We start from the raw sequence: 19587 nt of genomic DNA on the forward strand, positions 1-19587 counted from the left end.
TGATCCTTGTGTCTCTTGTCATTGCCGCCGTCAGTTGCTGGCCAACTGGGCGTCCGCGATTGCCACCAGCGCGCCGTCGTACAGCTTGAAGGAACCCGCCGCCGCGACGGCTTCGCCTGCCTCCAGGCCGCCCTCGACCACCACGCTGTCACCCAGCACGGTGCCCGCTTGAACCCGGCGCAGGTGGGCGCGGCTGTTGCCTTCGGCGTCCCGCTCGATCACGAACACCTGGTCGCCCTCCGGCCCGCGGCGCAGGGCGCTCACCGGGACCGTGACTGCCAGGCGGGCGGGCCCTACGGGTACCCGCACCTGCACTGAAGCGCCTGGTGCGGGCATCCGCTCGGCGCCGTCGATGCGTGCGCGCACCGCGGCGTTGCGCGTTTCGGGATCGATGCGCGCGTCCAGGGCGACGACCCTGGCCTCGGTCGGCTGCGCGGAAATACCGGAGAGGATTTCCAGCGTGTCTCCCTCGCGCAGTTGTTCCGCCACCTGCTGGGCCACGGTGAAGTCCACGTGCACGCCGTCGCCCACACCCTGCAGCGTGGTCAGCAGTGTGCCCTCGCTCAGGTACTGGCCCGGGTGCACGTCGGCGAGACCGACCCGGGCGCGAAAGGGAGCGCGAATGGTCTTGCGTTCGATAACCGCCTCGGCGCGGCGGATTTCGGCCCGGGCCACGTCCAGCTCGGCCTTGGCGCGATCCACTTCGTCCTGGGAGGTGGCCCCGGTTTTGCGCAGTCGCGTCAGGCGTCGGTACACGGTTTCGGCCAATTGGGCCTCGGCCCGGTGCGCCGCCAGTTCGGCCTCTTCAACAGACACGTCGAGCGTCACCAGGGGAGTGCCGGCCTCGACGATGGCACCCGGGGTCAGGTTCACCCGGCGCACCGCGCCTGCCAGCTCGTTGCGCAAGCTGATGGAGCGCAGCGCCAGCACGGTGCCGACGGCGGTGGTGGTGGGCCGCTGTTCGCGCTGTTCAGCGGTTACCGCGGTTACGGTTTCCATCGGTTCGGGCTGGGTTGCGGAAGCCGCCTCGGCCTGTTGCAGGGCGCCGTACTTCCAGGCGCCGAGCATGGTCCCAAGGCCGACAACTGCACTCAACAGGGCCAGCGGCGCGATGCGGTTGCGATAATTCATAGGAAACTCCTTCATCCTTGGGGCAGGCTGCCCTTGACTCGGGGGCCCGCTCTCGGAACAATGTGATGATACTGATCGGTAACATTCAAAATGTTACTGACCGGTAACTCACAGGTCAATAGGGTAAATGCAATGTGCGCTGCCAAAACTGAATCCGCCGCTTCCGAAAGCCGCCGTCCGGCGCGGGATCGCATCTTCGAGGCGGCCAAGGATCTTTTTTACCGCTACGGCATCCGCGCGGTGGGCGTGGAGAGCATCGCCGCCGAAGCCGATGCCACCAAGATGACGCTATATCGCAATTTCAACTCCAAGGATGAGCTGGTTGCGGAGTGCTTGCGCGATCACGACCGCGAGTTCTGGGAGTGGTGGGACAGTGTGCTGGCTCCCCATGCCGATGAACCAAAGGCGCAGCTTATGGCGTTAATGGAGGCGTTCAGCCGCGATTGCGAGGAGTGCTTGCGCGGCTGTCCGATGAACAATGCGGTGGTCGAGCTACACGAGGAGGGCCACCCCGGGCGCGCGGTGATCGTGGAGAACAAAATCCAGATTCGCGAACGCCTACTCGCCCTGTGTCGGGAAATAGGCGCGCGCGATCCCGAAATCCTGGCGGACGCCTTCTACCTGCTTATCGAAGGCGCTTATATTTCCCAGCTCACCCTGAAGGGCGAAGACGGGCCCGCCAAGACCCTGCCCCGTATCGGGGAGACGCTTATCGCGGCCGAGACTGGGAAGTAATTACAAAAAAAGCCGGCACAGGGCCGGCGACGAAGCTCGTCATTGGAGGAGAGAGCAAAAGTACAAAGGCTTGTTTGTAGGATGGGCAAAGCGTAGCGTGCCCATCTACCGGCGTTTGATGGGCACGTCGCTGCGCTCCTTTGCCCATCCTACTTAATTCAGTTCTTTTTGCGGTGCAGCACCCGCGCACCCGCCAGCGGCAATACCAGTTTCCCGTCCCGGCGCTCGCCGGCAAACAGCGCCGGAGTGATATCTTCCGCATCGGCAAATTCCACCGGCAGGTCAAAAGTCTCTTCGTCTTTGCCCAGGTTCAGCGCCACCAGGAATTCCCCGTTTCCGGCGCGGCGGCAGAACACCAGCAGATCGTTTTGCGTATCCACTACTTCCTGTTGCGCGGTGGCCAGTTCCGGCGGCAGCTGCCTGTGCCAATCGATCAGCGCGCGGAACTGGTTCAGGGTGGAGTGGGCATCGTCCTGCTGCAGGCTCACCGCCTTGCGGTGGTGTTCTTCCGGTACCGGCAACCAGGGTTTCACTTTGGAGAAGCCGGCGTTGATCTCGCCGCTGTTGAACCAGGGCATGGGGGTGCGGCAGCCGTCGCGGCCCTTGAATTCCGGCCATAAATTGATGCCATAGGGGTCCACCAGGTCCTCGAAGGCGATTTCCGCTTCCGGCAGGCCCAGTTCCTCGCCCTGGTACAGGCACACGCTGCCGCGCAGGGTCAGCTGCATCAGCAGGAACAGCGGCGCGCGCGCCAGGGCCTGCTCCGCATTGAAGCCCTTGTTCCAGCGGGTGATGGAGCGGGGCACGTCGTGGTTGCTGATGGACCAGCAGGGCCAGCCTTTTTCGATCACGTCGCGGTTTTTCTCCAGCGTATTGCGCAGGAATTCGGCACTGCTCTCTTCGGTCAGCAGGTCGAAGGAATAGGCCATGTTCAGGCGATCACCGGTGGTGTATTCGGCCATGATCTTGTGGGTGTTGTCGTCGCCCACTTCGCCCATGGTGACAGTGCCGGGAAACTGATCCATCAACTGGCGGACGCGGTGCAGGAAGTCGAGGTTTTCCGGCTGCGACTTGTCATATACGTGCCACTGGTACTGATAATGATTGACCGGCGGCAGGCCTTTTTCGTCCAACTGGAGCGGGCGCGCCGGATTGTCGCGCAGCGACTGGTGGTGGAAAAGATGGTTCACCGCATCGAGCCGGAAGCCGTCCACGCCGTGTTCGAGCCAGAATTTCAGGTCTGACAGCAGTTGCTCCTGTACCTGCGGGTTGTGCAGATTCAGGTCCGGTTGTTCTTTCAGGAAATTGGCCAGGTAGTACTGGCGGCGGCGGGTACACCAGTGCCAGGAGCAGCCGCCGAAATTGGAGACCCAATTATTCGGCGGGGTGCCGTCGGCCTTGGCATCGGCCCATACGTACCAGTCGGCCTTGGGGTTGTCACGGCTGGCGCGGCTCTCCTCGAACCAGGGGTGCCGGTCGGAGGTGTGGCTGAGAATCTGGTCGATGATCACCTTGAGGCCGCGGCTGTGGGCGGCCACGATCAGTTGGTCGAAATCCGCCAGGGAGCCGAACAGAGGGTCCACGTCGCGATAGTCGGAAACGTCGTAACCGAAGTCCACCATCGGCGATTTGAAGAACGGCGATATCCAGATAGCGTCCACACCCAGGGACTGCACATAGTCCAGCTTGCGGCTAATGCCCGGCAGATCGCCGATGCCGTCGCCGTTGGCGTCGCAGAAGCTGCGGGGGTAGATCTGGTAAATGACGCTGTTGCGCCACCACTCTGTGTCGTTGCCACTCATGGATTACTGCCTTTCTTATTTCGTGACCATCGGGACCCGGGACTCGGGGCCCCGGAGCGGCCAGGGGCCGCACCTTCCAAGGATAGGCTGAGTATGGCGCCGGTAGCCGGGAGCTGCCTCCTCCCCGCGCAGGGGGGAGGGGGCGCAGTGGCGGGCTTGGATCACCACTCCCAGTAGGAGCGGCGGGGCGGCCATCCGCCCATGGCCGCGATCGGATTCCAGAGAGCCGGGAAAGATCGATCGCGGCCATGGGCCGCTCCTGCACGGGGAAATAGAATATCTGTGGAGGCGGGCCTCCGGCCCCCATGCGGAGCTGGAGCTCCGCGTTCCCGGGTTAGGGTTGGTCTTGCACGGAGCGCAGCATCTGCTCCGCTAGTGCAATCGCCTCCTGCCGGTCCTTCACGTCCAGCTTCTGGTACAGGCTGCGGATATGGGTCTTGATGGTGCTGGGCGCCACTTTGAAGTGGCGCGCGATACGCTCGTTGGAGAGGCCGGAGTGGATGGCGTTGAGCACCTGCCACTCCCGCGGCGTGAGCGGCGAGTGGCGCAGGAAGTCGGGCACGGCGTCGCTGTCGAGGATCTCGCGGATGATGGTCTCGTCCAGCTCGATACGGATGCCGCCGTCCAGCTCCGGCTGCTGCTGGGCCAGGCGGATCAGTTCCCGCGCCCGCGCGGCCTGCTCCTCGCCGGGTTCTCTCTCGAGGAACGCCTTCAGGATTACGATCAGGGTCTTGCCGATCTGGAAACTGGCGCTGAAGTCGCGTCCGGCGGCCAGGTCGAGGGCCTCGCCGATGGCTTGCAGCGCGCCGTCGCGCTGTTCGCGCAGCCACAGCAGGTGGGATTCCAGCACCAGATTGCGCAGGGTGTCGGTGACCAGGCCGCACTCCCGCGCCACCTGCTGCAGGCGGCTGAGCAGGCGGTTGGCATCGGACCAGCGGTGCACTTCGATCAGCGCGCGCACATGGTTGCGCCCGTGACACTGCTCGAAGTGGTTGGCGGGCCTGTCCACAACCGGCTGGGCCTGTTCCAGCCAGGCGGCGATGGCTTCCCTGTCCCCCAGCGCGCGCCAGGCCCGCAGCCGCGCCGCGTCGGCGTTGGCCACCCAGTCGCGGTGGTAGCGCTCGCCGGCGAGCAGGCGGTCGATGCGCGCCAGCCACTCCAGGGATTCGTCCTTCTCGCCGCGGGCCTGGGCCACCTTGAGCAGCAGGGTGTACTCCGGCAGCAGCCAGCGCTCCCCCACCTTGCGGTTGATCTGCATGCCGCGGCGGGCGGATCTGGCCGCGGCGTCCAGTTCGCCGCGCTCCCACTGCAACTGGCCGCGGAGACGGCAGATAAATTCGGAGATGGGCAGGCCGGACAAATGGTGCTCCTGCACCAGCCGGTGGGCGCGCTCCTGCAGCGCGGCGGCCTTTTTCAGCAGGCCCTGGGCGATGGCGATCTCGGCCTGCTGGCAGGTGGCCCAGACGGCACTGGGGTAGTCTCCCTCGGCGCTGGCCAGGGATTCCACCTCCTGCATATAGGCGATGGCCCGCTCCAGTTCCCCCAGGCAGAAGCTGGTCTCGCCGGTGACCAGCAGCGCCGCGGTGCGCTCGCCCCGCTGCTCCGGGCGCAGCAGTCCCAGGGCCTCCTCGGCGTATTCCTTGGCCACCAGGGTCTGGCCGCGGGAGACCGCCGCCTGGGCGCGCATGGTGGCGAAGGCGCCCTCGTATTCGCGCCACTGGGCCGGGTCCTCGCGCTGCAGCCAGCTCTCGGCGGCGGCCAGGTATTTCTCGCACTGGTCGTATTCGAAATTGTCCCGCGCCATCCTGGCCGCGAGCAGGGTGAAGCGGGCGTTGCGGTGCAGTGTGTCCGCGCCCAGCCAGTCCAGGCAGTCGGACAGCACGCGGTTGTGGCCCTCGCGCAGGAACTGTTCGCCCTGTTCCGCCAGCAGTTGTTGCAGCCGCTCGCCGTCCTCCGCTGCCAGCGCGTGGCGCAGGGCCTCCAGCGGCTGGCCCAGCTGTTGCCAGCTGTCGCTGGCGGTCCTGTGCAACTGCTGCAGGCGGGATTTGTCGGTGAGCTGGCGCTGCAGGAAGCGGGCGAACACCGGGTGGAAGCGGAACCACTGGCGGCTGGAGTCCTGGGCCTGCAGGAAGAGCCCGCGCCGGGCCGCCTGCTCCAGCAGTTGCTGGCCGCCGTCCAGGCCGCTGAGGTTCTCCGCCAGCCTGGCGTCGATCCGGGTGAGGATGGAGGTGCAGGCGAGCAGTTCCCGCAGTTGCGGCTCCAGCCGTTCCAGCACCTCTTCCGCCAGGTAGTCGAGAATATGGCTGTGGCCCTGTTCCAGTTCCCCCAGGTAGCGGTCCACCTCCTCGCGGTCGCGCACCGACAGCGCGAACAACTGCACTGCCGGCGGCCAGCCCTCGCTCAACTGGTGCAACTGCCCGATACGGTCGCTGCCAAGCTCGAACGGCAGCCGTTGCTGCAGCAGTTGGGCGGTCTCATCCACGGTCAGCGCCAGTTCCTCAGTGCCGATTTCCCGCAACCGGCCCTGCAGTCGCAGTGCGGCCAGGCCCAGGGGCGGCTGGCTGCGGCTGGTGAGCACCACGCCGATGCCCGCGGGGGCGTGGCGCAGCAGGAAGCGGGTGACGTCGTGCACCGCCTCGCTGTCGATCTGGTGGTAATCGTCGAGCACGATGCGCAGCTCGCTGGGCAGCCCGCGCAGTTCCGCCAGCAGCTGGCTGATCACCAGCGCCGGGTCCGGGCGCCGCTGGGCGGCGAGCAATTGGTGGGTTTCCGGCACGCCGTTGCCGGTGGCGCGGTGCACGCTCTCCACCAGGTAGCGGCAGAACTGGCCGGGTTCGTTGTCGCCGGAATCGAGGGAGAACCAGGCCACCGGGTCCTCCTGGGCCGCGGCCCAGGAGGACACCAGGGTGGTTTTGCCGTAGCCCGCGGGCGCGGTGACCAGCAGCAACTGGTCGCTGTGGCACTGTTCCAGCAGTGCCAGCAGGCGCGGCCGCGCCAGGGTGTGCTCGGGGCAGTCCGGCAGGCTGTATTTTGAGGCTAGTAGCATCGCTGAGTCGGGTGTTTGTTTTTTGTACAGGCGCAATTATGCACTTTGAGTCTGCCTTGGCTACCGCTGTGTGACCTCCTCCCCCGGTGGGGCGTACTTTCTTTCCAAACCGCAGGTGAGGTGGTAGTTTCGCTCAATTCGGCGACGCTGTTCCCATTGTCCGGGGTGTCGCGGCACAATAAAAATGAGGCGAATATGGCCGATATAGTCATTCTGGCGGCGCCGGGCATGGGGACGGTGGACGAGCGTTTCGCCGAGCCGCTGTTCGCGGCGCTGCGCGAAAAACTGGGGGGCGACTGGTCTCGCATTCACTGCGACACCATCCTGTGCCAGGGGCACCTGCAGGGGAATATCGATCGGGTGTTCGAGGCGATGCAGAAGCGCGATATGGATTTCCTGCGCGCGCGCAAATTCATGCTTTACGGGCTGGCCGAAAGCGCCGCGCAACTGGGGGATATCCAGCAGCGCGGCGGCAACTACGACAAGGCCCAGCAGGCGGTGTACAGCACCCTGGAAAGGGCCGCGGCGGCCGCTTCCGACAATGCGCCGGTGGTGCTGCTCAGTCACTCGGTGGGTTGCACCATCCTCTCCAATTATCTTTGGGATGCCCAGCGCCCCAGTGTGAGTTGCGGCATTTGGCGGGACGGCGGCCCGCGGGGCGTGCACAAAGGCTCGGCGCGGGATCTGTTCCTGCGTTTCAAAACCCTCAGCCACTGGTACACCCTGGGCGCCCCCAATCCGCTGTGGTGCGCGGGGATGGGGCGGGACCAGATCCAGGCGGTCACCGCCGACACCCGTGGCTACAACTTCCGCTGGAAGAATTTCTACCACCCGGACGATCTCTTCGGCTGGCCCCTGAAACCCCTGAGCCCCTCCTACAATCAGGCGGTGTACCGCGATTACGAGACCCGCCCGCTGGCGGACTGGAGCGCCGCCAACTGGGGCCCGCAACTGGTGGCTCACGACGGCTACTGGAGCAGCGAGCTGGTGCAGCAGCAACTGCTGGAGGACCTGCGCGAGCTGTTGCAGAAGACCCGCGCGCGGCGCGGGGCGCCACCGGCGAGAAGCCGCGCTGCGGTCACGGTATAATCCCCGGGTAATTCCGCACAAATCCCCGAAGTCCTGGTCGCGCCTATGTCCTTGCAATTCCACACCGTTCCGGTCACCCCTTTCCAGCAGAACTGCACCTTGCTCTGGTGCGATGACAGCAAGCGCGCCGCGGTGGTGGACCCGGGCGGGGATATCGAGCGCATCCTCGCGGCGGTGGAGGAGCGCGGGCTCAAGCTGGAAAAGATACTGCTCACCCACGGCCACCTGGACCACGTGGGTGGCACCGCGCAGCTGGCCAAACAGCTGCAATTGCCGGTTGAGGGGCCACACAGGGAGGACGGTTTCTGGATCGAACAACTGCCGCTGCAGACACAGATGTTCGGCTTTCCGCCGGTGGAGACCTTCACTCCGGATCACTGGCTGGAGCAGGGGGACAGGGTAACGGTGGGCGACGAGGAACTGGAGGTCTACCACTGCCCGGGCCACACCCCCGGCCACGTGGTCTTTTTCCACCGTCCCAGTGGGCTGGCACTGGTGGGGGATGTGCTCTTCGCCGGCTCCATCGGCCGCACCGATTTTCCCAAGGGGGACCACGACACTCTGATCCGTTCGATCACGGAAAAGCTCTGGCCGCTGGGCGACGAAGTGCGCTTTATCCCCGGCCACGGCCCCATGTCCACCTTCGGCGAGGAGCGACGCAGCAATCCTTTTGTTGCGGACAAGCGCTTCGGTTGATTCAGTTGCGGTTTATCGACAGCGGGGATAATGGCGCGAAAGCGGAGAAAACCATGAACAGTCCCAGCCTGCGCCTGTTGATCCTGCTGCCCGTTCTGCTGGCCGGCTGCGCAGTGGTTTCCGAAGACGAGTGTCGCTCGGGCCTTTGGTACGAGCGCGGGCTGCAGGATGGTGCCCGCGGCCGCAGCCAGGGGCTGGTCTACCAGATAGCGCAGAAGTGCCAGGAGTACGGCGAGCGGGTGGACAGCGAGGCCTGGCTGCGCGGCCACGAGGAGGGGGTGGAGCAGTACTGCACCCCGGAGAACGGCTACTACCAGGGGCGCCGCGGCAACAGCTACGAGGGCGTCTGCACCGGCCCCACCGCGGACCTGTTTATGGCGGAATACCAGCGCGGCCTCGCCGCCTACCAGATAGAGCTGGAATACCGCCGTTTGGTGGACCGCTACGAGAGCACCGAGAGGGACCTCCACAGCGTGCGTGTTGCGCTGGCGGAGGCGAAAGACAAAGATCAGATCCACCGACTCAAACATCGCCGCCGCGCCCTGGTGCGGGAGTTGCGCAGGCTGGATTTGGCGTTGAGCCGCTTTACCGGCTTTGGCTTCGGCCTTATGTACTGACCGAGTGTAAGGATTCCCTCCTGTAGGAGCGGCCGTTGGCCGCGATCGGTCTCGCTTCGTAGTGGAGGCCCATCGCGGCCAACGGAGGATGGCCGCCCCGCCGCTCCTACAGGGTGCCAAGTCACCTGAATAACGGGAAATAAACAATGGCAATCTGGCATACGACCCCCACCCTCGAACAGCTCAACCAGAGCGCCGCCGATTGCATGCCGGGATATATCGGCCTGCAGATCACCGAACTGGGCGATGACTACCTGGTGGGCACCCTGCCGGTGGACGAGCGCACCCGCCAGCCGTTCGGCATACTGCACGGCGGCGCCAGCGTGGTGCTGGCGGAAACCCTGGGCTCCTTCGGCGCCAACCTGGTGGTGGATACGGACAGGTTTTACTGCGTGGGCCAGGAGATCAATGCCAATCACCTGCGTCCGGTGGCGGAGGGCACGGTGACCGGCATCGCGCGCGCGGTGCATCTCGGCCGCAGCAGCCAGGTGTGGGAAATCCGCATTACCGATCCCCGCGGCAAGCTCAGCTGCATTTCCCGGATTACCATGGCGGTGGTGGCGCACGGGGTGAACGGGGGGCAATGAGCGCGGAGTTCGTTTTCGAAAATATTCCCTATCGCCTGGTGCGCTCGCCGCGGCGCAGACGCCTGGGGCTGGTGCTGGCGGAATCCGGCGTGGAGGTGCGCATTCCCGAGCGTTGCGCCGCGCGCCACGGGCACCAGTTCCTGCGGGAGAATATCCACTGGGTGCGCACCCAACTGTTGCGCGCCGAGGAGCGCGCGGCGCAGATTCCGCAACATCGCTACGCCTTTGGCGAAAGCTTTCCCTGGCTGGGGGCGCGCTATCCCCTGGTGCGCGCGCGCAACAGCGCCCACAGCGGTATCGCCGCCGGCGCCATTTCCCTGTACACCCGCTATCGCGAGCCTGATGAATCCCAGCTGCAAACCGCACTGCAGCGGCTCTATCAAAAGGAGGCCCTGGCGCTGCTGGAGGAAAAGTCGCATCAGTTTGCCGACCGGCTGGAGCTTGCGTTTTCCTCGGTGCGCGTGCGCCGCACCAAGAGCAAATGGGGCCACTGCAGTGTGCGCGGCGAGCTGCAGTACAACTGGCTGGTGTGCCTGGCGCCTGAGGCGGTGGTGGATTACCTGGTGGCCCACGAGGTCTGCCATCTGCGCCACCACAATCACAGCCCGGCTTTCTGGCATCTGGTGGAGAGTGTCTGTCCGCGCTATCGGGAATTGCGCCGCTGGCTGCGGGACAACGGCCACCGGTTGCACCTGTAGGAGAAAACCTTGCGCTTGCCCTTTGCCTGAGTTGGGCGTCCGCTCGCGAGCGCCCGCATTCTGGCGTAAACTCCTCTCAAATTCCCGAGGTGCCGCCATGCAAGCCGAATCCCTGAGCAATGATTTCGAAGACAACTGCGCGCGCTTTTTGCCCGAGTGCGCGGAGCAGGGCTGCGTCTGGGCGCTGGAGGGCGAAGAGGGCTTCGCACTGTGCGAGTCGGAAAAATATCCCCGCACCGAGGTAATGCCTTTTTGGTCCCAGCGGGAATTTGCCGAACTGCACGCCGATGGCGACTGGGCCGATTACCACGCCGTAGCCATCGACCTGGAAGAGTTTATGGACGACTGGCTCACCGGCATGCACGAGGATGTACTGCTGGTGGGCATCAACTGGAACGATGAACTGGAAGGTATCGAACTGGAGCCGCTGGACCTGCTGGAACAACTGGAGCAGGAGTTGCAGTAGGCCGCGCCAGAGAGCGCGCCAGTTGGGATAAAAACGAAAACGCGAGGAGTCTCAGGATGGGACCATTTCTCGGCTTGCGCACCGTCGTCTACGGTGTCGCCGATATCGCCGAGGCCAGGGCCTGGTACACCCGGCTGTTGGAGCGGGAGCCCTATTTCGATTCCGAATGCTATGTGGGGTTCGATGTGGGCGGTTTCGAGCTGGGGTTGAATCCGGATGCGCGCAATGTGATCGGCCGCGCCGACGGTGTGGTGGCCTATTGGGGTGTCGGGGATATCGCCGCCCAGGTGGAGCGCCTCAACACCCTCGGCGCGCGCCAGCACAGCGAGGCTGTGGAGGTGGGTGAGGGCATATTGATGGCCACTTTTCTCGACCCTTACGGCAACATTTTCGGCCTGATCGAAAATCCCCACTTCAAAGCGGAGTAGAGAGCCCTTCCCGTGAACAAACCGCCCGTATCCCGATTCCGCCCGTCCGACCGCGCTTTCGCCGCCGAGAGCCTGGCGCAGATCGGCCGCGGCTATGTGGTGCCGGACCGGGTGGCGCTGATCACCGGCTGTTCCAGCGGTATCGGCCGCGAGCTGGCGCTGGCCCTGCACCGCCGCGGCACCATCGTGATCGCCACCGCGCGGCGCCCGGAGAGCCTGCAGGAACTGGCGGACCTGGGTATCGCCACCGAGGCGCTGGACGTCAACTCCCAGGCGGATATCAACCGCGTGGTGCACGCGCTCAAGGCCGCCTACGGGCGCCTGGATATCCTGGTAAACAATGCCGGTTACGGGCAGATGGGCCCGCTGCTGGAGCTGGACACCCGCTCCCTGGAGAGCCAGTTTCGCACCAATGTATTCGCGCCCATGGCGCTGATCCGCGCCTGCGCGCCGCTGATGAAATCCGAACGGCGCGGGGTTATCTGCAATATCGGTTCTGTATCCGGGGTGATGCCCACGCCTTTTTCCGGCGCCTACTGCGCCTCCAAGGCAGCGCTGCACGCGCTATCCGAAGTGCTGCGGCTGGAGCTGAAACCTTTCGGCATCCGCGTGATGACAGTGCAGCCGGGAGCCATCGCGTCGGAGTTCGGCCGCCACGCGGAGACTTCCCTGCACGGTCTGCTGGCCCCGGACTCCTGGTACAAGCGCCAGGAGGAGGCAGTGCGCGCGCGGGCGCAAGAATCGCAGCAGAACGCCACCCTGGCCAGCAGCCTGGCGCGCAAGCTGGCCGCTGAACTGTTGCGCAAGCGACCGCCGGCACTGGTGCGCCTGGGCAACAAGAGCCGCTTGCTGCCGTGGATGGCTCGCTGGATACCGCGGCGATTGAGGGACTGGTTGCTGTCGCGGCGCTTTCATTTGCGGCGGATTCCCCTTAAATCCTAGCCGGGAGCGCCGAGCCCCAGCTCGGCTTGCGGGCCCTGGGCCCGCCGGAGGTTAAATTTTTGTGGGTGGGAGCAAACCCCCTACCGTTCAGCCAACCACTCCGCCACCTCATCAAAACCGCCGCGAAACAGAATCTCCCCCTCGCGCTTGCTCATCAGGTAGTCGTAACTGCCGTCGTAGTAATCGCGCAGCAGCGCCGTCACCAGCGGGATATAGGTGTCTGCGTTACCGCTTCGCTCCAGTTCGAGATTGGCATCCCGCAATTGTTCGTCCAACTGCTGGTAGCGGAGGCCGCCCAGGCGTTTCTGGATTTTGCCTAGATTGCTGCGCAGTTCCTCCCCCAGTGCCGCCGCGCCGTCGAAGCGCGACAGGGCCCCGGCCACATAGTCTTCGACGATACGCCGGGCGCGCGCTTCCACCGGCTCCTCCACCAGTACGCGGGGAGCCGCCTGCATCGCCGCCTGCAACGGCAGAGGCAGGGCGCAGCGGCCGATGAGGTGGCTCTCGTCTTCCAGAAACACAGGGCCGGCGGTCTGTGTCAGTTTGAGCAGGTCGATACTGATGCAGTTTTCAAAATCAATCTGTGCCGGCTGTGGCTGTCCGGTCCGCCCGAAGCTGGAGCCGCGGTGGCGGGCGATGCCTTCCAGGTCCACCATGCGCGCGGCGCGCCGGATCAGCTCCGTCTTGCCGCTGCCGGTGCGGCCGGCGATCACCACCAGCGGCAGCTGTGCGCAGTTCTGTTCCAGCTCCGCGAGCAGGAAGTTGCGCATGGCCTTGTAGCCGCCCTCCACCAACGGGTAGTGGATGCCCTCGTCGCGCAGCAACTGCTGTGCGGTGCGCGAGCGCAGGCCGCCGCGGAAGCAGTAGAGGCAGCCGTCCGGGTGCCGGCGCACGAAGTCGCTCCAGTTGGACAGGCACTGGGCGCGCACTTCCGGCGTGGCCAGTTTCCAGCCCAGTTCGATCGCCGCCTGCTGGCCGGAGCGCTTGTATTCGGTGCCCACCAGTTCCCGCTGGCGGTCGTCCAGCAGCGGGTGGTTTTCCGCGGCGGGGAAGGCGCCGCGGGCGAATTCCACCGGTGCGCGCACGTCCATCAGCGGTGTGTCGAGCAAAAAAAGCTGGCGGTAATCGTTCTGGCGCAAATTCAATCTCCAAAAAGTTGCCGGCAAGTTTACCCTGAATAGCAGTCGTTGCGGATTCCCAGGACCTGTTAACACTGAATGAACGCAGAGCAGTTCACTATCCTCGCCATTCTCGCCGCCACCGTGGGGTCGTTTATATGGGGCCGCTGGCGTCACGATATGGTGGCGTTGGCATCGCTGTTTGCCTGCGTATTCGTCGGTCTTCTCGAACCCGCCGACGCTTTTATGGGGTTTGCCCACCCGGCGGTGGTCACCGTGGCCTCAGTGCTGATCCTGAGCCGGGGGCTGCAAAGTACCGGGGCAATGGACATGCTGGCCCAGCGGCTGATGCCCAAAACCGATTCCCCCACCCTCGCCATCGGTGTTCTCGCCGCCGTCGGTGCGGTGATGTCCGGCTTTATGAACAATGTGGGCGCCATGGCGCTGCTGATGCCGGTTGCTGCAGATGTGGCGGGCAAATGCCAGCTGCCGCCCGGCAAGGTCCTGATGCCGCTCTCTTTCGGCACCATCCTCGGCGGCATGACCACCCTGATCGGCACTCCGCCGAACCTGATCGTATCCGGCTTCCGCGCCAGCGTTGGGGCGGGCAGTTACGGCATGTTCGATTTCACCCCGGTGGGGCTCACGGTAGCCCTGGTGGGGGTGACCTTTGTGGCGCTGCTGGGCTGGCGGCTGGTGCCCATGCGCCCCCAGGCCGGTGCCGCCACTTTCGATACCGGTACCTACCTGACGGAGGCAGTGGTGGAGGAGAAGAGTTCCGCCGCCGGCAAATCCCTGGCGGAGATCGAGGAGATCCTCAGGGAGGCGGACGCCCAGGTGGTGGGCCTGGTGCGCAACGAGCGGCGACTGTCGGTGGCTTCGCCGGGCAGGGCGGTGTACGAAGGCGATATCCTGGTGATCGAAGCGGAGCCCGAATCCCTCTCCTCGGTGATTTCCACCCTGGGACTAAAACTGGAGGGGGAGAAATCCCAGGAGGAGGAAGAGGAAAGCAAGAAGAAGGAGGAATCCTCCCCGAGTCGGTTGCGGCCCGACAAGCAGTCGAAATCCGACGACAAGGAGGAATCCAAACCTTCCGCGGACAGCGAGGCTCAGTTGCGCGAACTGGTGGTGATGCCCGACTCCCCCCTGGTGGGCCGCTCGGTGGAGGCGATGCGTATCCGCACCCACTACGAGATCAGCCTGCTGGCGCTCTCCCGCCAGGGGCGCCGCTCGGTGCGCCGACTGCGCTCGACGCCGATGCACGCCGGCGACGCGCTGCTGATGCTGGGCACCGATGCGCGCCTGAACAACTTTGCCAGCGAGCAGGGTTGCGTGCCGCTGGCGCAGCGCTCGATCAACATTCCCCACAAGCACAAGGCCGCCGTCGCCCTGCTGGCCATGGCTCTTGCGGTGACCGGTGCGGCCTTCGGGTTACTGCCGGCGGCCATTTCCTTCTCCGCCTGTGTGCTGGCGTTCATGGCGCTCAAGGTACTGCCCTTGCGCGAGGTATACGGGGCCATAGATGGATCGGTGGTTGTGCTGCTGGCGGCTCTTATTCCAGTCGCGGGGGTGATGGAGTCCACCGGCGCCGCCGAACTGCTCGCCAAAGGCATGTTGGAGCATATCGTCCGGGGGCACGCGGTGGTGGCCCTGGCGCTGCTGTTGGTGATCACCATGACCCTGTCGGACTTTATGAACAACGCCGCCACCGCCGCGGTGATGTGCCCCATCGCACTGGGGGCGGCGGCGCAACTGGAGGCCAACCCGGACAGCTTCCTGATGGCGGTGGCCATAGGCGCATCCTGCGCCTTCCTGACCCCGATCGGACACCAGAACAATACCCTGATCCTGGGACCCGGCGGTTTTCGGTTTGGCGATTACTGGCGTATGGGGTTGCCGATGGAGATTCTGGTGATGCTGGTCGGTATTCCGATGCTGTTGTGGGTATGGCCGCTGTAGCAGGCGGTGGTCGGGTGTAGAAGCGGCCGTTGGCCGCGGTTGGAGGCCGATCGCGGCCAGCGGCCGCTCCTACAGAGGATTTCTTCAGGCGACGGAGTCGTCTTCCTGCCGCGCCAGGTCCGCCAGGTATTCGCCGCAGAAGCGCAGGGCGTCGGTGACGGTAACAATTCCCGCCAATTCCCCCTCCCGCATCACCAGCACGGAGCCGATGCCCGTGTCGGCCATGGCCAGCAGTATCCTGTCCAGGGGGTCGTGAATATCGGCGATATAGGGGCGGCGGGCGCAGAGATCGTGCACATACAGCTGCTGTTCCTCCAGGCGGTGGCCGGGGGCATTGGCCCTTTCGATATCCCGCCGCGATATAACCGTCTCCAGGTCGCCGTCGCGGGTGACCGGCAGGTGATGTACCCCATGCTCCTCCATGAGCGCCAGCGCTTCCTCCACGGTGGCGCTTATATCGATATGGTAGGGGAAGGGAGTCATCAGTGCCGCCAGGGTGGGCATATGATGGATATTGCGGGGTTTGGACATAGGCACAAAACCTGAATCTGGAGAGCGGTTGCATTCAAAAGCATAGGCCAGTGGCGGATGTTCACCAAATCGTCTCCAGGGCGCTGATTATAGCGATATAGCCAAATATCGGTTGATATTTACCGGTGAAAGCTTATTATTCGCGACCTCTGCCGAAGTTCCGCGCAGACTCTGTAATACCGGGGCTCCCCGGGCTCGCAAGGAGTTACCGGTATACTGATTTCAGTCGTTTTGGCTGCAAATTTAGTTTCACATGTTATATACCGCGATATTTACACTTCTTATCCGATAAAAACCGGATAAAGTGTTATTAAGCAATTTATATCGTCCGGTTTCCCGGAGCCCAAACCCTGTGCCGTTTTGCGGCACAGTTACTATCTCTGTGTTTGATAACAGCAGTTGAGGTTTATTGAATGTTTCAGGAATACGATCAAATTGAACAACAAATCGCCGAGCATCAGGCAAAAATTGAAGAGCTGCAACAACAGAGGGAGCAGGTCGAGCGCAAAAAGCAGGGCGTCATCGCTTTTGACAAGGCGCTGATAAACCTGGCCGCGGAATACGATATGGCGGAGGAGGAATTCTTCGTGGCACGCGCCGAGGAAATGGTGAACTGGCTGGTGGGCCAGTTGAACCAGGAGGATGCGCCGGAGTATATCCAGACCCTCAAATCCCGTGTTGCCCGTTCCCTGAAACGCGAAGGCGATTCCCCCCGTCGCACCCGTCGCGCGGTCGCCGCCAAATCCAGTGAACCGAAGCTGGAGACCGGCCACTACCGCAACCCCTACACCGGCGCCACCGTGGAAAAGAAAAAGCGCAATCCCAAGCAGCTGAATGACTGGATTGCCGAGCACGACCTGGAAACTGTCAAGACCTGGAAGATCTAGTCCCTCCTGCTCCCCATGTCGCGGCCGCGGCCGCGACATCCCCTTCCTCCTTTCATCCAACTACAAATGTCTTTTGCTTCCATGTAGCATGGTTCCGCTCTTCGAGACGTAGGCGTCAACCGACAGACAGGAAGCACGATAATGAAAAGGATCGGAACCACGAGGCCTGCGGCGGCCTGCAAACGTCTCTCAATGGCGGTGATCTTCTCCGCGCTGGGCGCCTGTGATACCGGCGGCAGTGACGAGAGCGGTAATCTTCTCTCCGGTGTCTTTATGAAAGGCGCCGTCGAGGGAGTGCGCTACCAGACCTCCAGCCAGTCAGGTCTTACCGATAGCGGGGGCGGGTTTATCTACCGGGAGGGAGAAACAGTCACCTTTTCCCTGGGAGGCATCACCCTGGGCTCCGCCCTGGCAGCGGAGCGCATCGATCTGTTCGATCTCTACCGGCTGGAGCCTCCAGCCAGCGAAGTGACACTGCGCGCGGAGCTGGCGAATACGGAAGTGATCAGCGATTTCGACCGGGTTGCCAATATCGCCATGCTGCTGGTCACCCTGGATAACGACCGTCGGCTGGACAATGGCATCGATGCTTCCGGCTGGGACCAACAGCTAGCGGATACCGGTCTGAACTTCGACAAAAACCTCTACACTTTTCCCTCCGAGCGGGGCCCCGACACGCTCACCGCACTGAAGACCATCTTTGCGATCGATTACAGTGTCCCGGTCGCCGTGCCGCTTCCCTACCTGTACCGAACCCAGGGCATTCAGGTGCCGGCCCATCTGCCGGTGCTGCGCCGCAGTGACTTCGGTAACGATGGAAGCGTCGATTCAATTCTCGCCCAGGATTACGACGGGCAGGGGCGCCTGACCGGGGACCGCTACGACAATGATGCGGACGGCGACTTCGAAATTGTTTCCGAATCTGAATACGACGCGGCCCACAGGCTCACCCACTCGGAGAGCCGCAGCGACAGCGATGGAGACGGCAGCCCCGAGACTGTTTCCCGCACTTCCCGGGAGTACGACACCGGCGGCAATCCAGCCTCCAATACCCGGGAGAGGGACGAAGGCGCGGACGATATCGTGGATACCATTTCGGCCTACAGCTACCGCTACGACGGCGGCGGCAACCTGCTGGAAAGCAGTTACCAGTGGGATGACGGCGCCGACGGCGAAATAGAAGTGCGCCGAAGTATCCGTCGCAGTTACGACGATACCGGCAATCTTCTCTCCGAAACCTGGGAGGACGACGACAACGGCGACGGTGTCGCCAACAGGCGGGCGGTGCGCAGCAACAGCTACGACGGCGAGGGGCGCCTGCTGGACTGGACCGACGAGGTGGACGGCGACGATGTGGCGGACGGCATTGTCGATTACCGCTACAGCCTGACGCGGACTTACGACAGTGCGGATCGGGTTGCCAGCGAGCGCGCGGAGACGGATATGGATGCGGACGGCACCGTCGAAAATCGCACCGCGAACCGCTACGAATACGACGACAGCGGCCGGATGCTCTCCCGCATTTCCGAAATCGACTTCGGCGCGGACGGGACGGTGGATTCCCGCACCACCTACAGCTATGAATACAGCGGCGGCCGTCTGGTGAGATCGACAGTAGACGCGGAGAATCTCAGTGTGTCCAGTCTGTGGGAGCCCCGGGACAGCGTCACCGAGTACAACTACCACGACAACGGCCAGCTTCAACAGCGGGTGAGAACCTCCACTGCCGAGGATGGCAGCCTGCTCTCCCGCACCACCGATAGCTATACCTACGGCCCCGACGGCAACCTGCTGAGCGAGCGCTCGGAGAGGGAGGGGGAGGACAACGGCCATACCGCGTCCAACTTTGAAATGACTTACGAGTATGAAACCGTAGAAGACGGGCTGTTGTTCCTGCTCGACTACTACCGGGTCCCCGTCCTTTCACCGGGGATTGGGGTCATAGCCGTCTTCGGGGGTATCAGCATCGACGATTATTCGGGATTCTCCAGCAGTTCCCGCACAAACCCCACCACCACTGCCGAGGCCGGCCCGTAGCGGTGCTCGTGAAAGGCATCGCGCACGCTGCCCGGCTCCAGGTTCAGTTCCACACTGTGGGCGCCGGCGGCGTTGGCGCATTCGACAAAGCCCGCCGCCGGGTACACATTGCCCGAGGTGCCGATGCTGATAAATAAATCGCACCCGCTGAGCGCATCGTAGATGCGCTCCATTTCCAGCGGCATTTCCCCGAACCAGACCACGTGCGGGCGCAGACTGCCCGACATCCCGCAGCAGTCGCATGGATCGCCGGTGCGCAGGTCGCCGCGGATCGGGTAGAGGCTGCCGGTATTGCCGCAACGCGCTTTGAGCAATTCCCCGTGCATATGAATCAGGTTGCGGCTGCCGGCACGCTCGTGCAGGTCATCGATATTCTGGGTGACCAGTAGGAAATCGCCGGGGAATTCCCGCTCCAGTTCCGCCAGCGCCAGGTGCGCGGCGTTTGGGGCTATTTCTGGAGAGAGCAATTGCCGGCGCCGTTCGTTGTAAAAGCGCTGTACCAGCTCCGGGTCGCGGTCGAAGGCTTCGGGAGTGGCCACGTCTTCCAGGCGGTGGTTTTCCCACAGGCCGTCGGCGCCGCGAAAGGTGCGGATGCCGGATTCGGCGGAGATGCCGGCGCCGGTGAGGATTACGATGCGGTGGTAGTTCATGGTTGTGGATTTTGCGGCGGGGGTCGGGCGAACACAAGGTTCGCCCCCCCTTCGTCGTTCCGGCGCAGGCCGGAACCCAGAAGCCACCGGACTGGATACCGGCCTGCGCCGGTATGACGACTTGAACAGTTTTGTAGGGTGGATAAGCGTAGCGCATCCACCAAAAGC

At 63.9% G+C, this 19587-nt stretch carries 18 protein-coding genes; 12 read left to right on the forward strand and 6 right to left on the reverse strand.

Going from position 1 to position 19587, the window contains the following annotated elements:
- Window positions 1-30: 30 nt before the first annotated feature.
- Window positions 31-1131, reverse strand: coding sequence for an efflux RND transporter periplasmic adaptor subunit (locus PP263_RS20135; RefSeq protein WP_308365823.1), 1101 nt, complete (start codon window positions 1129-1131; stop codon window positions 31-33).
- Window positions 1132-1263: 132 nt separating this feature from the next.
- Here PP263_RS20135 and PP263_RS20140 point away from each other — a divergent pair, with 132 nt between their 5' ends.
- A complete protein-coding gene (locus tag PP263_RS20140) occupies window positions 1264-1866 on the forward strand; it encodes a TetR/AcrR family transcriptional regulator (RefSeq protein ID WP_308365824.1) in 603 nt (200 codons plus the stop codon).
- Window positions 1867-2024: 158 nt separating this feature from the next.
- Here the strand turns inward: PP263_RS20140 and PP263_RS20145 are convergent, their stop codons facing one another.
- Complete coding sequence (locus PP263_RS20145; RefSeq protein ID WP_308365825.1) at window positions 2025-3668, reverse strand: alpha-amylase family glycosyl hydrolase; 1644 nt, start codon at window positions 3666-3668, stop codon at window positions 2025-2027.
- A 334-nt stretch (window positions 3669-4002) separates the two neighbouring features.
- Window positions 4003-6714: an HTH-type transcriptional regulator MalT gene (gene malT / locus PP263_RS20150; RefSeq protein WP_308365826.1), complete on the reverse strand. Its 2712-nt coding sequence runs from the start codon at window positions 6712-6714 to the stop codon at window positions 4003-4005.
- A gap of 195 nt (window positions 6715-6909) precedes the next feature.
- On the opposite strand from malT, the gene PP263_RS20155 reads away from it, so the two are divergent.
- From PP263_RS20155 to PP263_RS20190, 8 genes are all read left to right on the forward strand, one after another.
- Window positions 6910-7803 (forward strand): hypothetical protein, encoded by an 894-nt coding sequence (locus PP263_RS20155; protein ID WP_308365827.1) that lies wholly within the window; start codon window positions 6910-6912, stop codon window positions 7801-7803.
- A 45-nt stretch (window positions 7804-7848) separates the two neighbouring features.
- A complete protein-coding gene (locus tag PP263_RS20160) occupies window positions 7849-8499 on the forward strand; it encodes an MBL fold metallo-hydrolase (RefSeq protein ID WP_308365828.1) in 651 nt (216 codons plus the stop codon).
- Between the two features lie 53 nt (window positions 8500-8552).
- Window positions 8553-9116 carry a DUF2799 domain-containing protein gene (locus tag PP263_RS20165; RefSeq protein ID WP_308365829.1) on the forward strand — a complete coding sequence of 188 codons (564 nt, stop codon included), beginning with the start codon at window positions 8553-8555 and terminating at the stop codon, window positions 9114-9116.
- A 146-nt stretch (window positions 9117-9262) separates the two neighbouring features.
- On the forward strand, window positions 9263-9703 hold the full coding sequence (locus PP263_RS20170) for a hotdog fold thioesterase (RefSeq protein WP_308365831.1): 441 nt from the start codon (window positions 9263-9265) through the stop codon (window positions 9701-9703).
- Window positions 9700-10401: a SprT family zinc-dependent metalloprotease gene (locus tag PP263_RS20175; protein ID WP_308365832.1), complete on the forward strand. Its 702-nt coding sequence runs from the start codon at window positions 9700-9702 to the stop codon at window positions 10399-10401. Before PP263_RS20170 ends, PP263_RS20175 begins: the two co-directional genes overlap by 4 nt.
- A 97-nt stretch (window positions 10402-10498) precedes the next feature.
- A complete protein-coding gene (locus PP263_RS20180) occupies window positions 10499-10867 on the forward strand; it encodes a DUF2750 domain-containing protein (RefSeq protein ID WP_308365833.1) in 369 nt (122 codons plus the stop codon).
- Between the two features lie 56 nt (window positions 10868-10923).
- Entirely contained in the window at window positions 10924-11295 is a 372-nt protein-coding gene (locus PP263_RS20185) for a VOC family protein (protein ID WP_308365834.1), read from the forward strand.
- A gap of 12 nt (window positions 11296-11307) precedes the next feature.
- The gene (locus tag PP263_RS20190; protein WP_308365835.1) at window positions 11308-12237 is read left to right on the forward strand and encodes an SDR family oxidoreductase; all 930 of its coding nucleotides are present in this window, start codon (window positions 11308-11310) and stop codon (window positions 12235-12237) included.
- A gap of 80 nt (window positions 12238-12317) precedes the next feature.
- Here the strand turns inward: PP263_RS20190 and mnmH are convergent, their stop codons facing one another.
- Window positions 12318-13376, reverse strand: coding sequence for a tRNA 2-selenouridine(34) synthase MnmH (mnmH, locus tag PP263_RS20195; protein WP_308365837.1), 1059 nt, complete (start codon window positions 13374-13376; stop codon window positions 12318-12320).
- 78 nt (window positions 13377-13454) lie between these two features.
- Between mnmH and PP263_RS20200 the strand changes: the two genes are divergently transcribed.
- Window positions 13455-15314, forward strand: coding sequence for an SLC13 family permease (locus PP263_RS20200; RefSeq protein WP_308365838.1), 1860 nt, complete (start codon window positions 13455-13457; stop codon window positions 15312-15314).
- 84 nt (window positions 15315-15398) lie between these two features.
- Here the strand turns inward: PP263_RS20200 and PP263_RS20205 are convergent, their stop codons facing one another.
- On the reverse strand, window positions 15399-15845 hold the full coding sequence (locus PP263_RS20205) for a CBS domain-containing protein (RefSeq protein WP_308365839.1): 447 nt from the start codon (window positions 15843-15845) through the stop codon (window positions 15399-15401).
- 413 nt (window positions 15846-16258) lie between these two features.
- Between PP263_RS20205 and PP263_RS20210 the strand changes: the two genes are divergently transcribed.
- Both PP263_RS20210 and PP263_RS20215 read left to right on the forward strand, forming a co-directional pair.
- Window positions 16259-16732: a hypothetical protein gene (locus PP263_RS20210; RefSeq protein WP_308365840.1), complete on the forward strand. Its 474-nt coding sequence runs from the start codon at window positions 16259-16261 to the stop codon at window positions 16730-16732.
- A 141-nt stretch (window positions 16733-16873) separates the two neighbouring features.
- On the forward strand, window positions 16874-18769 hold the full coding sequence (locus PP263_RS20215; protein ID WP_308365841.1) for a hypothetical protein: 1896 nt from the start codon (window positions 16874-16876) through the stop codon (window positions 18767-18769).
- Here PP263_RS20215 and cobB read toward each other — a convergent pair.
- A complete protein-coding gene (gene cobB / locus PP263_RS20220; RefSeq protein WP_308365842.1) occupies window positions 18706-19419 on the reverse strand; it encodes a Sir2 family NAD+-dependent deacetylase in 714 nt (237 codons plus the stop codon). The genes PP263_RS20215 and cobB overlap by 64 nt on opposite strands.
- Window positions 19420-19587 lie beyond the last annotated feature (168 nt).

It is taken from the genome of Microbulbifer sp. TB1203 (genome assembly GCF_030997045.1).
Lineage (GTDB): Bacteria > Pseudomonadota > Gammaproteobacteria > Pseudomonadales > Cellvibrionaceae > Microbulbifer.

Bases quoted from the DNA above. Each gene is read 5' to 3' on its own strand.
- PP263_RS20155 (WP_308365827.1), top strand. From the start codon at position 6,910: ATGGCCGATATAGTCATTCTGGCGGCGCCGGGCATGGGGACGGTGGAC.
- PP263_RS20200 (WP_308365838.1), top strand. From the start codon at position 13,455: ATGAACGCAGAGCAGTTCACTATCCTCGCCATTCTCGCCGCCACCGTG.
- PP263_RS20205 (WP_308365839.1), bottom strand. From the start codon at position 15,845: ATGTCCAAACCCCGCAATATCCATCATATGCCCACCCTGGCGGCACTG.
- PP263_RS20185 (WP_308365834.1), top strand. From the start codon at position 10,924: ATGGGACCATTTCTCGGCTTGCGCACCGTCGTCTACGGTGTCGCCGAT.
- PP263_RS20215 (WP_308365841.1), top strand. From the start codon at position 16,874: ATGAAAAGGATCGGAACCACGAGGCCTGCGGCGGCCTGCAAACGTCTC.
- PP263_RS20180 (WP_308365833.1), top strand. From the start codon at position 10,499: ATGCAAGCCGAATCCCTGAGCAATGATTTCGAAGACAACTGCGCGCGC.
- PP263_RS20135 (WP_308365823.1), bottom strand. From the start codon at position 1,131: ATGAATTATCGCAACCGCATCGCGCCGCTGGCCCTGTTGAGTGCAGTT.
- cobB (WP_308365842.1), bottom strand. From the start codon at position 19,419: ATGAACTACCACCGCATCGTAATCCTCACCGGCGCCGGCATCTCCGCC.
- PP263_RS20165 (WP_308365829.1), top strand. From the start codon at position 8,553: ATGAACAGTCCCAGCCTGCGCCTGTTGATCCTGCTGCCCGTTCTGCTG.
- malT (WP_308365826.1), bottom strand. From the start codon at position 6,714: ATGCTACTAGCCTCAAAATACAGCCTGCCGGACTGCCCCGAGCACACC.
- PP263_RS20145 (WP_308365825.1), bottom strand. From the start codon at position 3,668: ATGAGTGGCAACGACACAGAGTGGTGGCGCAACAGCGTCATTTACCAG.
- PP263_RS20170 (WP_308365831.1), top strand. From the start codon at position 9,263: ATGGCAATCTGGCATACGACCCCCACCCTCGAACAGCTCAACCAGAGC.
- PP263_RS20160 (WP_308365828.1), top strand. From the start codon at position 7,849: ATGTCCTTGCAATTCCACACCGTTCCGGTCACCCCTTTCCAGCAGAAC.
- PP263_RS20140 (WP_308365824.1), top strand. From the start codon at position 1,264: ATGTGCGCTGCCAAAACTGAATCCGCCGCTTCCGAAAGCCGCCGTCCG.
- PP263_RS20175 (WP_308365832.1), top strand. From the start codon at position 9,700: ATGAGCGCGGAGTTCGTTTTCGAAAATATTCCCTATCGCCTGGTGCGC.
- PP263_RS20210 (WP_308365840.1), top strand. From the start codon at position 16,259: ATGTTTCAGGAATACGATCAAATTGAACAACAAATCGCCGAGCATCAG.